Consider the following 16,557-nt stretch of genomic DNA (forward strand, 5'->3'; position numbering starts at 1 on the left):
GATGGTTGATATTCAAGGATTAACAAAAAAATACGGGTCATTTACCGCTTTAGATAATTTGACTTTATCTTTAGATGAAGGGGTTGTATTTGGCTTTGTAGGAGCGAATGGTGCTGGGAAATCCACAACCTTTTCAATATTGGCCACGCTTCTTTCGCCTACATCAGGAGATGCTTTCATAAATGGTAAAAGTGTTGTAAAGGAACCAAAAGAAGTTCGAAAACTTATCGGTTATATGCCAGATTTCTTTGGAGTATATGATCAACTAAAAGCTGATGAATATTTAGATTTTTACGGAGCAAGTTATGGGCTATCTCATGCGGAACGACAAGTACTAATTCCACAACTTTTGGAACTCGTGAATCTATCTCATAAACGTTATGAATATGTTGATTTACTTTCTCGAGGAATGAAACAACGATTATGTCTCGCTCGTTCACTCATCCATGATCCAAAGGTATTAATTTTAGATGAACCAGCATCTGGTCTGGATCCACGAGCTCGAGTAGAAATGCGAGATATTTTAAAGCATCTCAAATCAATGGGTAAAACCATATTAATTTCATCACATATTTTGCCAGAGCTAGCAGAAATGTGTGACGAAATTGGTGTCATTGATAATGGGAAATTAATTGCCCACGGAAACGTTGCAACTATACAACAACAGCTTCAAGGAGATAAACGAATCATTGTAAAAGTTATTGATCAAATCGAAAGAGCTCGTCAATTCTTTGAGGAAGACCCACTTATTTCTTCTATTGAGTTAGAGGATACAAATAGTCTAGCCTTTAACTATCGTGGCTCAACCGAAGACCAGGTTCAGCTATTACGTAAAGCTTTACTGGCGGATTTACCGATTTATGCATTAAGGGAAGAAGAGAAAGATTTAGAAGATGTATTTATGGCTATTACGAAAGGGGTGGACGTTGTATGATGGGACGTTTTTCAAACCCTGTATTATTAAAAGAATTAAAATTACGATTCCGCGCCTTTAAAAGTTTTTCAGGTCTAATGTTTTACTTAGCGGTTTTATGTATTTTTGTTGCTGGGTTCTTGTTAATTTATACGCAGTTTTCAGGAACAGGGTTTTTTAGACCTAGCGACAGTTTTACAATGTTTGCTGTTTTAAGTGTATTGCAGATGGGGCTAGTTATGTTTATTACACCAGGATTAACAGCAGGTGCCATTAGTACGGAACGGGAAAAACAAACACTAAACATCTTGCTTACAACGACTCAAAGCTCAACACAAATTATTGTAGGGAAATTGTTATCTTCCGTTGTGTTTTTAGTTTTAATGTTGGTGGCAGGACTACCGTTATATAGTCTTGTATTTTTATTTGGTGGTGTATCACCATCCCAATTTATCACGATTTTCCTTTTCTATTTAGTGACGCTTATTGCGATTGGAAGTATCGGCATTATGTTTTCTACTATTACGAAGAGAACAATAGTGTCGATGATTGCAACCTATGGGGCGATGATTTTCCTTGCTGGTATTACCGCGTTTTTCTTTTTCGTAGGAGTATCGATGGAGCAAATGCAGGCGCAAACTGGAAATGTGCAAAATTTAACACCATTTTCCCCAATCACTTATTTTTGGGCAAGTATTAATCCGGGGGCATTAATGATTACAATGCTTTATCCAGATATGTCAAATGCCCTTGAATCAATAGTAGGGATTTCATTACCGATTTGGATTGTTTATTTAATTTTCTACATGTTAATTACAGTGATTTGTCTATTTATTGCGACACGTAAGTTAAGAGCAAATATGAAAACAAATCGATAAGGAGGAATAGCGATGGATCGGCGGAATATGTTAAAGCAATTTGTTCGTAAAGCACAAAGAAGCTTGAATGTAGAACAAATGATACCACGAATACAATATGGAATACTTCTAGGGTTAGCTTTAAGCACGGCGATCCTGCTAGTTTCTCGTTTATTTATTTTTCCATACTACCGTAATGTTTCGGTGATTGCGGGGGTAGGAGCGATTGTTGCAGTAGTGTTCTATATTTGGTTTAAGCGAGTACGAAGAAAAGAAGCACTACATCGTCTTGACGAATTTTACCCGCATAATGAATTAGTGACAGCTCTTTCATTGAAAGAAGAAAACAATCCTTTAGTGCAATCGTTGTTACAGAAAGCACAGAAAGAAACGCCACAAGCCTATGATCAGTTTAAAAAGCGGAAAAAGGAACTGTGGAAACCAAAAATATTAATTGGGATCCTGTTGATTGGAATTGTCATTGGCATTTTGTCGGTTTTCCCTTCAGCAACACAAACGGAAGCACTAGTTGTGGAAAAGGAACAAGAAGTTATTAAAGATATTAAAAAGGAAGTTGCTGAATTAGAGAAAAAAGCAAAATCCAAAGAAGTAAAAAAGGAATTACAAGAGCTTCAAAACAAGTTAAAGGATATCGAACTATCCGAGGAAGCATTACGTGAAGTTGTTAAAAAGCAGAAAGAATTAAAATTAAAGGAACAGAAATTAAAGGAAAAGAAAGAACTTGCCAATAAGAATGGTGCAGATGGTTCAGATGGTTTAACAGCTGAAGAGCAAGAACAGTTAAAGGAATTAATGGAAATGCAAAGCGAGCTAGCAAGTGCAGCCAATGGTACCCAATCTGCATTAAGTAAGCTTGGGAAACCAATCAGTTTCGATTTGCAAAATGCAATTGCTAGTGAACTAGGATCAGAATCAGCAGAAGCTCCTGGGGAAAGTGACGGTACTTCTAGTGAAGATGAAAATAACTCAAATCAGCAAGGGAACAACCAGAATTCGAATGGCCAAGGTAATAATGGGCAAGGCAATGGTAATGGCAATGGAAACGGGCAAGGCCAAGGTCAAGGCCAAGGTCAAGGTCAGGGCCAAGGTCAAGGAAGTGGCTCTCAAGGCAATGGTCAAGGAAATGGAAGCGGTATTGGTTCTGGGAAAGGCGGAGGAAGTGGCGCTGGAACCGGCCAAGGAAGCCGTGATTTATTAGCTGTTCCTGAACGAATTGGTGGTTCATCTGAGACAACTGCTGATGGTGGGAAGTTAGGAGAAGGAACTGCAGCAGGTGAACAAAAGGGGTCTGTACCTGTTACAAAAGGAACGATTCGCCCTTATGAAGAAGTGATTGGTCAATATAAAGACAGTTATTTAGAAAGTACGGAACGCATGCAATTGCCGAAAGATTTACAAGATATTGTGCAATCATACTTCTCCTCAATTGAATCGAATGAGTAAAGGGATGTGGAAAAATGGCTTTTAGTGAGCAACAATACAGTGAAATGAGTGAACAACTCCAACAAGTAAAACATGAAATTAGCAAATTTATTGTAGGTCAGGAAGAAGCGATTGAATATACGTTATATTCCGTATTAGCAGATGGGCATGCACTTCTAGAGGGGCTACCTGGTTTAGGGAAAACGATGTTAATTCGTACAATTTCTGAAGTGTTAGATTTATCTTTTTCTAGGATTCAGTTTACACCGGATTTAATGCCTACTGATATTACTGGAACAAATATTATTGAACGAGCAGAAAACGGTAAGCAGCAGTTTGTGTTCCAACCAGGGCCAATCTTTAGTCAAATGGTTTTAGCGGATGAAATAAACCGTGCAACACCAAAAACTCAAAGTGCTCTATTAGAAGCAATGGGTGAGAAAACCGTAACCATTTTAGGGGATACGAAGAACATGGCAAGACCATTCTTTGTTTTGGCAACACAAAACCCAATTGAAATGGAAGGAACTTACCCTTTACCAGAAGCGCAAATGGACCGTTTTTTATGCAAAATATTAGTGCCTTATCCATCAAAGTATGAATTGATGGAAATTATGAAACGGACAACAGGTGCAGTGGAAATTACTTTAGAAAAAGTGATGAATACAGATCAATTAGTGTTAGCACAAAAAATGGTTCGAGAAGTGTTAGTTGCTGAGGAAATGATGGAGTATGCAGTTAATTTGGTCGTAGCGACTCACCCTGATAACGAAGATGCTTTACCTGAAGTAAAGCAATATGTGATGTATGGAAGTGGTCCTCGTGGGTTACAAAGTATTATTAAACTAGCAAAGGCTCGAGCAGTTACAAATGGCCGATTCCACGTATCAATAGCGGATATTAAATCTGTTGCAAAGCCAGCACTACGCCACCGTATGATGTTGAATTATGAAGGGGAAGCATCGGGTAAAACAGTCGATGATTTAATCGAATTAATACTATCATCCATTCAACAGGGCGCTAAATTATGAAGCCATTAATTTTGCCCGATGAGTGGATTTCTAAAATAAGCCGCTTATCTATTGCTACTTCATCAAAATTACGTGGTCAGCATAAAGGTTCTCATCGATCCCAACGCTTTGGTGCATCCTTAGATTTTTCTGATTTCCGTGAATATACGCTTGGCGATGATGTACGACAAGTAGATTGGAATGTCTATGCTCGTACAGAAAAGTTTTTCATAAAACGCTTTTTAGATGAACAGGAAATGCGGGTGCATATTTTACTGGATGCAAGCCGCTCAATGGGTGAAGAAAAGAAGTGGTTGTTTGCCCGCCAAATTACAGCAGCACTGGGTCTAATGGTGTTAAACCGAGATGACCGATTATCCTTCTCTTATGTAGGTGAACAACATTTGATTCCGTTTAGAAAAAAGGGGGCTACCAACCGAAAACCTTTTTTACAGCTGGTATCAAATATAGAGGAAGCGCGCGGTGTAGGAAGTTTTGCTGAAGAGGGATTAAAAAGATTGCCTAAGGATAGTACGGTACTTTTTATCATTACAGATGGATTAGAGCCTATTTCACAATGGGAGCAGTTCTTTAAAAAGTTACCTCGCTTTGCAGGGGATATCCGTTGTATTCAAATTGTAACTGAAGATGAACTGAATCCAAGCTATAGCGGTGACGTGCGATTAATTGATTCAGAGACGTCTCGTGAAGTGAATGTATCCGTTTCAAACCGAGTATTAGCAAATTACGAAAAAAGTCGTACAGAACATGAAGGTCAATTTGATGCGTTAGCAAACCGTTTTGGCATTCGAAAAATTCAACTCTCTGTGGAAGAAGGATTTCAAAATGCCATTTTCCATAAATTATTAAAGTCACATTGGGTACAGTGAGGTGAAGCTATTTGGGATTTAGTAATATTCTCTTTTTATGGGCTAGCATTCTCCCATTAATCGTTCTACTTTATTATTTTTTCCGTAAAAAATATAAAGATCAACCGATTTCTTCAACGATATTTTGGGAAGAAGTGATGCAAGAAACAAAAGCTTCACCTTATTTAAAACATCTACAAAAAAATGCACTACTATATTTGCAACTATTAGCTCTCATTTTATTTGTTTTAGCTTTAATGAATCCTTTCATTAAAACGAAAGAAATTGCAGGGGAACAATCAATTTGGATTGTAGATACTTCCGCAACCATGTTAGCTGGACAAACATTCGCTCAACATAAGGAAGAAATGAAATCCCTTGCTTCAGAGTTTACAGGTCAGCCACTTACTATTATTACAACGGGTGATGAACCAAAAACAATCATTCGGCAAGAAACCGATTCATCCGCTATACATAAAGCAATCGATAGTTTGGAAGTTACTTATGAAGAAGAGCAGTTGATTAAAGCGATTGATGTTGCTCAAGCATATGTTGGTGAAACAGCTACTTCCATCTATCTATTTACAGATTCAGTAGAGCGCGGTGAATTGCCGATTTCAAGTGAACAGATTAAATGGATTGTTAAAGGGGCAAGTAAAGATTTACAAAATGTCTCGATTAAACGTTTTGCAGCAACTTCTATTGGGGAAGAAGCACTAGCTTTAATTCAACTAAAAAATGAGACAGATGAAAAAAAACAAGTTGAGCTTATACTTCAAGATAGCGAAGGACGAGTTATAGTTGAAGAAGGAATTGCTTTAAAAGAACAAGAGGAAATGACGAAAACCTTTGAAAAGCTACCTTTAACCGAAAGTTTGTTTGCTACCATTCAAGTTGAAGATGATTATGAAGTAGATAATTCAATGGTTACAATACTTGGGAATAACTTATCGCAAATTGTCATTGATCAACAAATGCATCAACTTGTTCAAAAAGGTTTCCAGGCATTAAATACAGAAGTGAAGCTCGTTCCATCAGACCAATTAGCAACAATAAAAGAGGCATTAATTGTTACGAATCAGGTTGAACTTTTGGGTAAGACAGATTCCCCGCTTATTTTAATAGGACGGGATGACGAATTATCTGAAGAAGTAAATAGTTTAGTTGATGTGTCAGAGGATGCATTATTTGCTTTTAGTAATTTAGAAGATGTTTATGTTAATTCCGTATATCCAGGGTTTGACCAATTTGAAACGATAGCAACGATTGGAGAAATGCCCTTTATTCAACGTTCTTCAAAAGGAGATATCGTTATACTTGCAGACATCCAATCGACAGACTGGCCATTGCATCCATCATTTCCTTTATTCTTATGGAGTTTACAAAATGAATTACTAGAAGGTACAACATCTTTAGGTACGTTTTCTCCTAATGAAAGTCGAGGGGTTTCTTTAGCTGCTGGGGATTGGTCAATTTATTCGAAAGATGATGAATATATTTCATCCTTTGAAAATGCAAATCAATTTAAAGCACCAACAAAGCCCGGTTTATATACAGTTCGTTCAAATGAAGAAGAAAAACTGTTGATTGTTCAACTTTCAGAAAATGAACGAGAAATTAAAGAAGGAACTAGTTTTGAACTTGGTACTCTTCAAAATAAAGGGAATGAAGAATCATCAAAAAAATTAATTATCATCTGGTTATTGATTCCGATATTGCTGTTATTAGTCATTGAGTGGGAGGTGCAAAGAAGACGTGGATTTACGAATTAGTTTCCCACTAGCTTTATTGCTATTAATCCCGATTTTAGGATATTTCGTTTGGACATGGTGGCATCATCGCTATCAATTGAAGAAAAGTCAGCTCGTTGTATTTGGGATTCGAATACTTGCCGTCGTACTTCTTATTTTTGCAATTGCATCTCCATATCTTTTGTTACCTGTCAAAGAAGAGCAAGTTGCATTTTTAATTGACCGCTCGGCATCTGTTGAAGGGAATGAGGAGCAAACCTTAGCGTTTATCGAAAAAAGTTTACAATCCAAAAAAGATACACATCAAGTGGGAATTTATTCTTTTGCATCGAATCTTCAAACAGAATCAATTTTAAGTAATACATTAGAGCACGCTCCACAATTAAGTGGGATGAATAGTGAAAGTGAAACGAATATATCACAAGCACTACAATTGATGACAGGCATTGTCGATCGTGATAAAGCAACGCGAATTGTTCTGTTTTCAGATGGTTTAGAGACAAAGGGAAAAGTTACTGAACAGTTAACAAAAATGGTAGGCACCAATGTTTCTGTTGATGTAGTGCCATTAAGTAATGAAGTAAAGGCAGACATTTCTATTCAAAGTTTTGTCACGCCGAAAGTGGCATATGCAGGAGAACAACAACAGCTTGTAACAGCAATTAATGCAACAACTGCTACAGAAGGACAATTGTATCTTTATGAAAATGACCAGCTTATTCATAAAGAAAATATTACTTTAGAAGAAGGTACCAATGCATTTACTTATCGTCATATAGGTGAGGCTGAAGGTTTAGTAAAGTATGAGGCATTAGTACAAGTAGAGGAAGATGCAATTTTAGAGAACAATAAACTAACTAGTGTAACAATGGTTCATAGTTCTCCACGACTGTTGATTGTAAGTGATCGAGAAGATGGGTCACCAATCGCAGCCGCACTTGGGCAAAATTCCATATCCTATGATGTGAAGTCTTCAAGTGAATTGCCAAACGCTCTATCAAGTTACCTTCACTATAATGCCATTATTTTTGATAATATCCCAGGGCATTTAGTGGGAGAAGAAAAGATGGGCATCATCGAACAAGCTGTTAAAAATTTTGGTGTAGGCTTTATGATGGTAGGCGGCGAAAATAGTTTTGGACTAGGGGGCTATTTTAAAACGCCTATTGAAAAACTACTTCCAGTTGAAATGGAGGTAAAAGGGAAACAGCAATTACCTTCTCTCGGTTTGGTCATTGTACTTGACCGTTCTGGAAGTATGATGGGGCCAAAAATTGAACTTGCTAAGGAAGCAGCAGCCCGTTCAGTAGAATTGCTTCGTGATAGCGATACTCTTGGTTTTATCGCATTTGACGATCGACCATGGGAAATCATTGAAACCGCACCTTTAACAGATAAGGAAAAAGCGGTGAATACAATTTTATCCATTGCCCCAGGTGGTGGAACTGAAATCTTTTCTTCTTTAAAGCTCGCTGTAGAAAACTTAGCAGACTTAAAATTACAACGAAAACATATTATTTTGCTAACGGATGGTCAATCTTACAGTGAAGGAAGCTATGAAGATCTACTTGAGGAAGGAAAAGAGAGTAATATTACATTATCTACAGTAGCAATTGGTAATGATGCAGATGCTGTTTTACTTGAGCAATTAAGTGAGTTAGGGAGTGGACGTTTTTATAGTGTTGTTGATGAAACAACAATTCCTTCAATTCTTTCCCGGGAAACGGCGATGATTTCTCGAACGTATATTGAGGACAATCCATTCTATCCAACGATTTATAACGCTGAAGGTTGGAATGCTTTATTTAAAGAAGGTGTCCCACAAATGAATGCGTATATTGGAACGACAGCAAAACAAACGGCTCTCGTTATTGCAGAAAGTGAAAAAGAGGATCCTGTATTAGCTGAGTGGCAGTACGGTTTAGGTAGAACGATTGCCTTTACATCTGACTCAACTGGGGCATGGACAGGGGATTGGGCAAAATGGAGCGAATGGTCAAACTTTTGGCAAACAGCAATATCAAAAATGCTACCAACCTATAATGATATTGCATATGACATTAGACAAGAATCCAATGATACTTTCCTAATCACGGATCCAACGAACCAAGCTACATTCCTGGACATCGCTATTGTTGATGAATTTGGAGAAGAGATAAAAGCACAAATCGAACCAGTCTCTGCTAGTAAAGTACGAGTAGTAGTTGATGCAGATCCGGGGCTTGTATTTTTTAGAATATCAAAAGAGGACGAGTCCATTTATCAAGCAGGTTTAACTATTCCGTATAGTAAGGAATATGAATTACATCCGCCAAATGAAGCTTTACTCACTGAAATCGCAGAAAAAACAGGCGGAATGATTTTAGAGGATCCTGAACAAGCATTTCGTGAATTTACGGTAAAAGGTGCTGAAAGTCAAAGTATCACAACATGGTTATTATTAGCTAGTATGATACTGTTCTTTATTGATATCACGCTAAGAAGATTCGGCTGGGGCTTCCTACAAACTGTAGGAAAACCAAGAAAACTTGCTACAGAAAAAGTTGTTGTAGAGGAAGAAACGAACGTGGCAAAGCTTTTAAAAGATATGAAGAAAAAGTAATAACTTTAAAAAAGAGTTATCTCATATTGAGGTAGCTCTTTCTAATTAGAGGTTATTATAGTTGGGAGTGAATGGTTCGTTTATGTTATAATAAGAACTAAATTTGTCTATTTAGAAAGGGAGGAAAAAGTTGACGTATCAAGCATTTTACCGTGTGTATCGACCGCAGAATTTCCGAGAGATGTCGGGACAAACTCACGTAAAAAGAACGCTTCAAAATGCCCTCCTAGCAAATAAAACAACGCATGCTTACTTGTTCTCAGGTCCTCGAGGTACGGGTAAAACAAGTACTGCGAAAATTTTTGCTAAAGCATTAAACTGTGAAAAAGCACCAACCAACGAACCATGTAATGAATGTGCAACATGCTTGAGCATTACAGAAGGCTCTCACCCAGATGTTATTGAATTTGACGCTGCATCAAACTCCCGTGTAGAGGAAATGCGTGATATCATCGAGAAAGTTCGATTCGCTCCAGCAAATGCTCGATTTAAGGTGTATATCATTGACGAAGTGCATATGCTTTCAACAAGTGCATTTAACGCCTTACTAAAAACGTTAGAGGAACCACCGCCTCATGCAGTATTCATTTTAGCTACTACTGAACCACATAAACTACCGGCTACCATTATATCCCGATGTCAGCGATTTGATTTTAAACGCCTTTCTTCTATTGATATTCTAGAACGAATGAAAGTGATTTTAGAAGATATTCATTTACCTTATGAAGAACAAGCATTAAAAGTAATCGCTCAGGCAGCTGCAGGTGGGATGCGTGATGCATTAAGTTTATTAGATCAAGTTGTTTCATTTAGTGGTGACACTTTAACCCTTGATAATGCACTACTAGTCAGTGGGTCCATTAGCCAAGAAATCTTTTATGATGTAGTACAAGCCTTAAAACAAAAAGAAATTGCACATATATTAACGTTAGTTGAGGAATTAATAGCTGATGGAAAAGATCCTGTACGTCTTGCTGAAGATTTAATTACATTTTTCCGTGATTTACTACTTCTCCAAACAAGTAGTGAGTTGGAAGAGTTACTCGAACTTGTTACTCCGGAAGAAAAATTCGTTTCTTTAGCACATGAGTTTAGCGCGGATTCGCTTTATACTTATATTGATATTCTTGCTAAAACTCAACAAGAAATGCGCTTTTCCCATCATACAAAAATCTATTTAGAAACAGCTTTATTAAAGATGGTTCAAACACCAAATAGTGGGGCTGCCTCCATGCAAGCTGTGGGGCAAATTGATCCAGCTTTAAATGAAAAAGTAGCGAATCTTGAAAGATTAGTACAGCAATTATCACAACAACTCGCAACAGGCGTTCAAGGTGGTAATACTGGTATGCCAGCAAAAGAAGCCCCTCGCCCACGGGCAAAATCTCAAAATGGTTACCAAGCACCTGCAGGACGTATTCGTGAAGTATTAAAAAATGCAACAAAGCAAGATATTCAAAAAATAAAAAATGCATGGGCAGGAAGTTTAAGTCAACTACAAAAATCGCAGGCAGCATTATTTGCTGAGGCCGAACCGGTTGCAGCTTCTGATAGTGCATTTGTGGTAAAATTCAAGTATGATATTCATTGTCGAATGGTTGCTGACAACAGAGAGTTTACAAATCTTTTTTCTCAAATTCTAGCTCAAATGACTGGTACAATGTATGAAATTTTATGCATTCCGGAAAATCAATGGGTTACATTGCGTCAAAACTTCATTAAAGAAAATGGTTTAAATCAGAAAAAAGAGTCATCTGAAGGGACATTGGTTCAGGAAACAGTCCATGAACAACCATTTATTGATGATACGCAGGAAATTGTTTCTGAAGATCCTTTAATCGCAGAAGCAGAGAAAATGTTTGGAAAAGATTTTGTTGAGGTTGTGGATGAGTAACCACATTAATTAAATTATAATTTTGAGGAGGATTCTACTTATGCGTGGAATGGGTAATATGCAAGGCATGATGAAAAAAATGCAAAAAATGCAAAAAGAAATGATGCAAGCGCAAGAAGAATTAAATGCGAAAGAATTTGAAGGTACTGCTGGTGGCGGTATGGTGAAAGTTACGATTAATGGTCAACGTGAAGTGTTAAAAGTAAATTTAGATCCATCTGTTGTTGATCCAGATGATGTAGAAATGTTAGAAGACTTACTTTTAGTGGCAACTAACGATGCTCTAAAGAAAGTAGAAGAAACAACAAATTCTACAATGGGTAAATTCACTCAAGGCTTAAACCTTCCATTCTAGGAGGATAAACAATGTACTACCCTGAACCAATATCAAAGCTAATTGATGGCTTTATGAAATTGCCAGGAATCGGTCCGAAAACTGCGGCTCGACTGGCATTTTTCGTTTTAACAATGAAAGAAGATACGGTTTTATCTTTTGCAAAAGCTTTAGTCGATGCAAAAAGAAATTTAATGTATTGCTCCACTTGTGGGCATATTACAGATGTGGACCCTTGTCAGATTTGTTCTGATCAACAACGAGATGCATCGACTATTTGTGTAGTACAAGACCCGAAAGATGTAATTGCAATGGAAAAAATGCGTGATTATCAAGGTCTGTATCATGTATTACACGGAGCAATCTCCCCTATGGATGGTGTTGGACCAGAAGATATTAATGTTGCTTCTTTAATAACTCGATTACAAGATGAACGAGTACACGAATTAATATTAGCAACAAATCCAACCATTGAAGGTGAAGCAACAGCGATGTACATATCTCGTCTTGTGAAGCCATCAGGAATTCGAACAACACGTATAGCCCATGGTTTACCTGTTGGTGGGGATTTAGAGTATGCTGACGAAGTTACTTTATCGAAAGCATTAGAAGGAAGACGTGAATTGTAAGTTCTTTTCATCTTAATTCTGTTTTAAAAGAAATTGCGATTTTTTAAATCGGGTAAAGTGAGTGTCGTGTTGTATGTTTTTTCGTCGTAAAGGGAAGTTAAAAAAGGAATTTGATGAAAAGTTAGTACATTTAATTAAAGAAACGAAGGATGACTGGAATCATGCAAAGGTCATCGAAGGTTTAATAGACGATTATGATTTAGATGTCATTGCCCGTCGTCAAATAGCAGAAAGTATTCACTTTTATTTATTTAAAGAAGCAAGAATTCGAAAAATATTAATTAAATAAACATAATAAGAGTAGCCGCAATAGCATATGCTCCTATGAAACACTTTTATGGGGGCGATGTGGATTGATGACATATGTTGTGATCGGACTTAGTTGCGTGCTACTTTTTTTCGGCATTATAATAGGCAAAAAAATTGGTTTTGGTGTAATTTTTGAAAAGTTAGCCCTTCTTTGGTTTAAGTTCGCCTGCTCGTTTGCATTGTTATACATAGCCCATATAGTTGTAGATGGTTATGATATTATAGTGCCTGTAAATATTTTCTCAGCCCTGACAATTACTATTCTTGGACTACCAGGTGTGATTTGTATTGGGGTATTAACGGTATTTCAATAAATTGAAAATTAAAGAATTGGCGCTAAACCTCTCGTTATGGGTTAAGCGCCTTTTTCCTTTATGAAGGCAGTTAGTCTTTCCAGAAGAAAAATGCATCGAATAGTTTATATTGATTGGGTCTAGTGAAGGTTTGAATTTTCGTTTTAAAAGGGAGTGGTTGTGATAAATACTCTTTATCGAGAATGTGATAACCTGCCCTCGCTAATTTCTCCTTAATTTCTATGAAATCATTCACCATAGGACTAGGGGGTTCATCGATTATTCCATGTGGATGATTAATCATACCCATACCACTAAAAAATTCGTCTTCTCCATTATCTAAAATCGCCTTATGTCGTTTATCTCTCCAAATAATGGCTACAGGCGCTAATCGACTTATGTATAGAACTAGTCCTTCTATTTGGATAGAAGTAAGGGAATCCTTTTCGATATATTTTTTATTTACAATACTACTTCCATCTTTCCGATAGCAAAAGAAATCTACATAGGAAGCATAGCCACTACCATAATGGTCAAATATTGCTTCACATTTGATGGATTTCAAGTGATTGATTGTATAGAAAAGATCTTGAATATATGCTTCAATTTGTTGCTTATCCTTAGTGTTATATGGATATAGATTGCCGACTGGTTCTTCTGAGATCATCATTTGTAGCTGTTCATTCGTAAACTCCAATTTATTCACCTCACAATGGCATTTAAAAATAAATTTTAACATAGAAATTCCTAATAGGAATAATATGGATAAAAATATTTTGCTGAATATATGATTTTGAACATACAACACGGAGTTGAGTAACATTTCTTGTATGTTTTATTACGCGAAGGACATATTACGAGTAGATTTTAAATATCTCACTCGAGGTGATACGATATGGATATGAACATGAGTTATGGTAGTGATTATAGAGCAATTCCGGTAACCTCAATTGGTAACGGAATAGGTAAGGAAGTATTACCTGATTTATTTTATTACACAATTCGAATTGTGAATATTTGTCTAGTAGGCAATCCCAAAACAAACGATTTTGTATTAATTGATGCTGGAATGCCTGAATCATCAGATGAAATCATTTCAGTTGTTGAAGAGCGCTTTGGTACAAATAGTCGACCGAAAGCAATTATATTAACGCACGGACATTTTGATCATGTGGGGGCAATCATTGAGCTGATAAAACATTGGGATGTTCCTGTATATGCCCATGAACTTGAAATGTCATTTTTAACAGGGAAAAGAAGTTACCCAGAGCCAGATTCAACGGTTGAAGGTGGAATGGTGGCAAAAATGTCACCACTGTTCCCGATTGAACCGATTAATTTGGGGGATAATGTAAAGGCTCTTCCACCTGATGGAAAAGTCCCTCATCTACCAGATTTTAAATGGGTCCACACACCTGGCCATACACCAGGTCATATTTCATTATTTAGAGAAACTGATCGGGCATTAATAGTTGGGGATGCGTTTGTTACTGTAAAACAAGAATATCTTTATAAAGTATTAACACAGGAGCAAGAAATAAGTGGACCACCGAGGTATTTAACAACAGACTGGCAAGCAGCTAAAGAATCTGTTGTTAAGTTAGAAAAATTAAATCCAACAGTTGCTATTACCGGACATGGACTTCCGTTACAGGGGCAACTTTTAACAGATAGTTTGCGAAAGCTTGTTGATGAATTTGAACAAATTGCAGTTCCTGATCACGGAAAATATGTGAACAAAAATATTAATTAAGAAAATCCTGTTGAGAAGTAGAATTTTTCTGCTTTTCAATGGGATTTTTCGTTATAATAATGGTTGTTTAAGAAAAGGGGGATTATTCGGATGATTTTAGTGATAGATAATTATGATTCTTTCACCTTTAATTTAGTTCAATATATAAAGCAAGTTGGTGAAGAAGTTGTTGTTGTTCGAAATGATCAATTATCATTAACGGACATTTCGACCATGAATCCTACTTCCATATTAATTTCCCCTGGCCCTGGTAATCCTAATACAGCTGGAATTTGTATAGATGTTGTTAAACGCTTTTATAAAGATATCCCGATTTTAGGAGTTTGTTTAGGTCAACAAATTATTGCCCAAGCATTTGGAGGAATTGTAAAAAAGGCTCAACAACCAATGCATGGAAAAACATCATTAATAGTTCATGATGGGTGTTCAATTTTTCACAACATCACATCACCAGTACAAGTGGCTAGATATCATTCATTAATCGTGGATGAAAAAGCTTTACCGGACTGTTTAGAAATTAGTGCTAAAACAGTCGATGGTGAAATAATGGCTATTCGACATAAACAATATCGTGTTGAAGGTGTTCAATTCCATCCTGAAGCAATTTTAACGGAACATGGCTTACAAATGATTGAGAATTTCTTTATTAAATCAGCAAGGGGAATCGAAATTTAATTATGAAACAAAAATCACCTATTTTGTCCTTTGACTTCCCTTCTAAATCTGGGGAAATAAAACCTTTAACATTTCGAGAACCAATAAAATTAATTATTGCAAATAAAATTGAAGAGGTAGTACCCTGTTTTCAATTAATAGAGGAAGCTTTACAGAACGGTTTTTATGTTGCAGGGTACTTGTCTTATGAAAGTGCTCCTGCCTTCGATGCTGCATATAAAGTGAATAGTGAGAGTGAAATGCCGTTACTTTGGTTTGGTGTTTTTAAAGAACCTGAAATAATCTCTTTAAATAGTATAGGTGATTATAACTTATCTGAGTGGATCCCGTCTATTGATAAGGAAGATTATCATAAGGCGATTACTTCTATTAAACAATCAATTGAAGAGGGGATAACATATCAAACCAACTATACAATTCGTCTTCATTCTCAGTTTCAGGGAGATGCGATAGCATTATATGAAAAGTTAAAAAGAGCTCAATCATCAAATTACTGTGCATATTTAAATACCGGTGATTTTCAAGTTTTATCCGCATCCCCGGAGTTATTTTTTGAATTAAATCAAAATCAATTAACGACTCGACCAATGAAGGGCACGTTAAAACGTGGGAAAACCTTAAAAGAAGATGAGATAAATAGAATGGAGCTATATCATTCAGAAAAAAATCGCGCAGAGAATGTAATGATTGTGGATTTATTAAGGAATGATTTGAGCGTTATTGCGAAACCAGGAACAGTAAAGGTGGATAAACTCTTTGAAATTGAAGATTATCCAACTGTTCATCAAATGACTTCAACGATAACTGCTACAATTAAAGAAAATACGCAACTTGTTGATATTTTCAAGGCACTATTCCCGTGTGGATCTATTACCGGTGCACCAAAAATAAGTACGATGGAAGTAATAGAAAAACTAGAAATGGATGCCCGTAACGTATACTGTGGAGCAATAGGATATATTACGCCAAGTAGAGATGCCACTTTTAATGTCCCAATTAGAACGGTTGTTATCGACGAGAAAACAGGTAAAGCTACATACGGTGTTGGTGGTGGGATAACTTGGGATTCTACAACAGAAGATGAATACCATGAAGTATTAGCTAAAGCGAGCTTGCTAACAGTTGAACGACCAGAGTTTCAATTGTTAGAAAGTCTATTATTGCAAGACGGGGAATATTTTTTACTTGAAGAACATCTCGAGCGTATATCAAATTCAGCCAAATA

General features: G+C 36.7%; 16 protein-coding genes (1 of these 16 cut by a window edge). 15 read left to right on the forward strand and 1 reads right to left on the reverse strand.

Annotation, left to right across the window (positions count from 1 at the left end; translation table 11 throughout):
- Position 1 precedes the first annotated feature (1 nt).
- From NKR20_RS00265 to NKR20_RS00320, 12 genes are all read left to right on the forward strand, one after another.
- Complete coding sequence (locus NKR20_RS00265) at positions 2 to 934, forward strand: ABC transporter ATP-binding protein (RefSeq protein ID WP_253427996.1); 933 nt, start codon at positions 2 to 4, stop codon at positions 932 to 934.
- Positions 931 to 1,791: an ABC transporter permease gene (locus NKR20_RS00270; protein ID WP_121215241.1), complete on the forward strand. Its 861-nt coding sequence runs from the start codon at positions 931 to 933 to the stop codon at positions 1,789 to 1,791. Before NKR20_RS00265 ends, NKR20_RS00270 begins: the two co-directional genes overlap by 4 nt.
- 12 nt (positions 1,792 to 1,803) lie before the next feature.
- Positions 1,804 to 3,234 carry a hypothetical protein gene (locus NKR20_RS00275; protein WP_253422710.1) on the forward strand — a complete coding sequence of 477 codons (1,431 nt, stop codon included), beginning with the start codon at positions 1,804 to 1,806 and terminating at the stop codon, positions 3,232 to 3,234.
- A 14-nt stretch (positions 3,235 to 3,248) separates the two neighbouring features.
- Positions 3,249 to 4,244 (forward strand): AAA family ATPase, encoded by a 996-nt coding sequence (locus NKR20_RS00280; RefSeq protein WP_253422713.1) that lies wholly within the window; start codon positions 3,249 to 3,251, stop codon positions 4,242 to 4,244.
- Entirely contained in the window at positions 4,241 to 5,113 is an 873-nt protein-coding gene (locus NKR20_RS00285; RefSeq protein WP_121215238.1) for a DUF58 domain-containing protein, read from the forward strand. Before NKR20_RS00280 ends, NKR20_RS00285 begins: the two co-directional genes overlap by 4 nt.
- Before the next feature lie 11 nt (positions 5,114 to 5,124).
- Positions 5,125 to 6,864, forward strand: coding sequence for a vWA domain-containing protein (locus NKR20_RS00290; protein WP_121215237.1), 1,740 nt, complete (start codon positions 5,125 to 5,127; stop codon positions 6,862 to 6,864).
- Positions 6,848 to 9,445 (forward strand): VWA domain-containing protein, encoded by a 2,598-nt coding sequence (locus NKR20_RS00295; protein ID WP_253422716.1) that lies wholly within the window; start codon positions 6,848 to 6,850, stop codon positions 9,443 to 9,445. The genes NKR20_RS00290 and NKR20_RS00295 overlap by 17 nt, the downstream gene beginning before the upstream one ends.
- 130 nt (positions 9,446 to 9,575) lie before the next feature.
- Positions 9,576 to 11,339 carry a DNA polymerase III subunit gamma/tau gene (dnaX, locus tag NKR20_RS00300; RefSeq protein WP_253422719.1) on the forward strand — a complete coding sequence of 588 codons (1,764 nt, stop codon included), beginning with the start codon at positions 9,576 to 9,578 and terminating at the stop codon, positions 11,337 to 11,339.
- Between the two features lie 40 nt (positions 11,340 to 11,379).
- Positions 11,380 to 11,694, forward strand: coding sequence for a YbaB/EbfC family nucleoid-associated protein (locus NKR20_RS00305; protein WP_121215234.1), 315 nt, complete (start codon positions 11,380 to 11,382; stop codon positions 11,692 to 11,694).
- A gap of 11 nt (positions 11,695 to 11,705) precedes the next feature.
- A complete protein-coding gene (recR, locus tag NKR20_RS00310) occupies positions 11,706 to 12,302 on the forward strand; it encodes a recombination mediator RecR (protein WP_121215233.1) in 597 nt (198 codons plus the stop codon).
- Positions 12,303 to 12,375: 73 nt separating this feature from the next.
- Positions 12,376 to 12,591 (forward strand): YaaL family protein, encoded by a 216-nt coding sequence (locus NKR20_RS00315; protein ID WP_121215232.1) that lies wholly within the window; start codon positions 12,376 to 12,378, stop codon positions 12,589 to 12,591.
- 64 nt (positions 12,592 to 12,655) lie between these two features.
- Positions 12,656 to 12,925, forward strand: coding sequence for a pro-sigmaK processing inhibitor BofA family protein (locus NKR20_RS00320; protein ID WP_121215231.1), 270 nt, complete (start codon positions 12,656 to 12,658; stop codon positions 12,923 to 12,925).
- 70 nt (positions 12,926 to 12,995) lie between these two features.
- Here NKR20_RS00320 and NKR20_RS00325 read toward each other — a convergent pair whose 3' ends face one another.
- The gene (locus NKR20_RS00325) at positions 12,996 to 13,601 is read right to left on the reverse strand and encodes a hypothetical protein (protein ID WP_121215230.1); all 606 of its coding nucleotides are present in this window, start codon (positions 13,599 to 13,601) and stop codon (positions 12,996 to 12,998) included.
- 198 nt (positions 13,602 to 13,799) lie between these two features.
- On the opposite strand from NKR20_RS00325, the gene NKR20_RS00330 reads away from it, so the two are divergent.
- From NKR20_RS00330 to pabB, 3 genes are all read left to right on the forward strand, one after another.
- Entirely contained in the window at positions 13,800 to 14,657 is an 858-nt protein-coding gene (locus tag NKR20_RS00330) for an MBL fold metallo-hydrolase (protein WP_121215229.1), read from the forward strand.
- A gap of 90 nt (positions 14,658 to 14,747) precedes the next feature.
- A complete protein-coding gene (locus tag NKR20_RS00335; RefSeq protein WP_121215228.1) occupies positions 14,748 to 15,332 on the forward strand; it encodes an anthranilate synthase component II in 585 nt (194 codons plus the stop codon).
- Positions 15,333 to 15,334: 2 nt separating this feature from the next.
- Positions 15,335 to 16,557, forward strand: the 5' portion of a protein-coding gene (pabB, locus tag NKR20_RS00340) for an aminodeoxychorismate synthase component I (protein WP_253422721.1). 517 nt of this gene lie beyond the right edge of the window; the window shows 1,223 of its 1,740 coding nt (coding positions 1-1,223); its start codon is at positions 15,335 to 15,337; the stop codon falls past the right edge of the window.

This window comes from Ureibacillus endophyticus, from assembly GCF_024159215.1.
Classification (GTDB): domain Bacteria; phylum Bacillota; class Bacilli; order Bacillales_A; family Planococcaceae; genus Ureibacillus; species Ureibacillus endophyticus.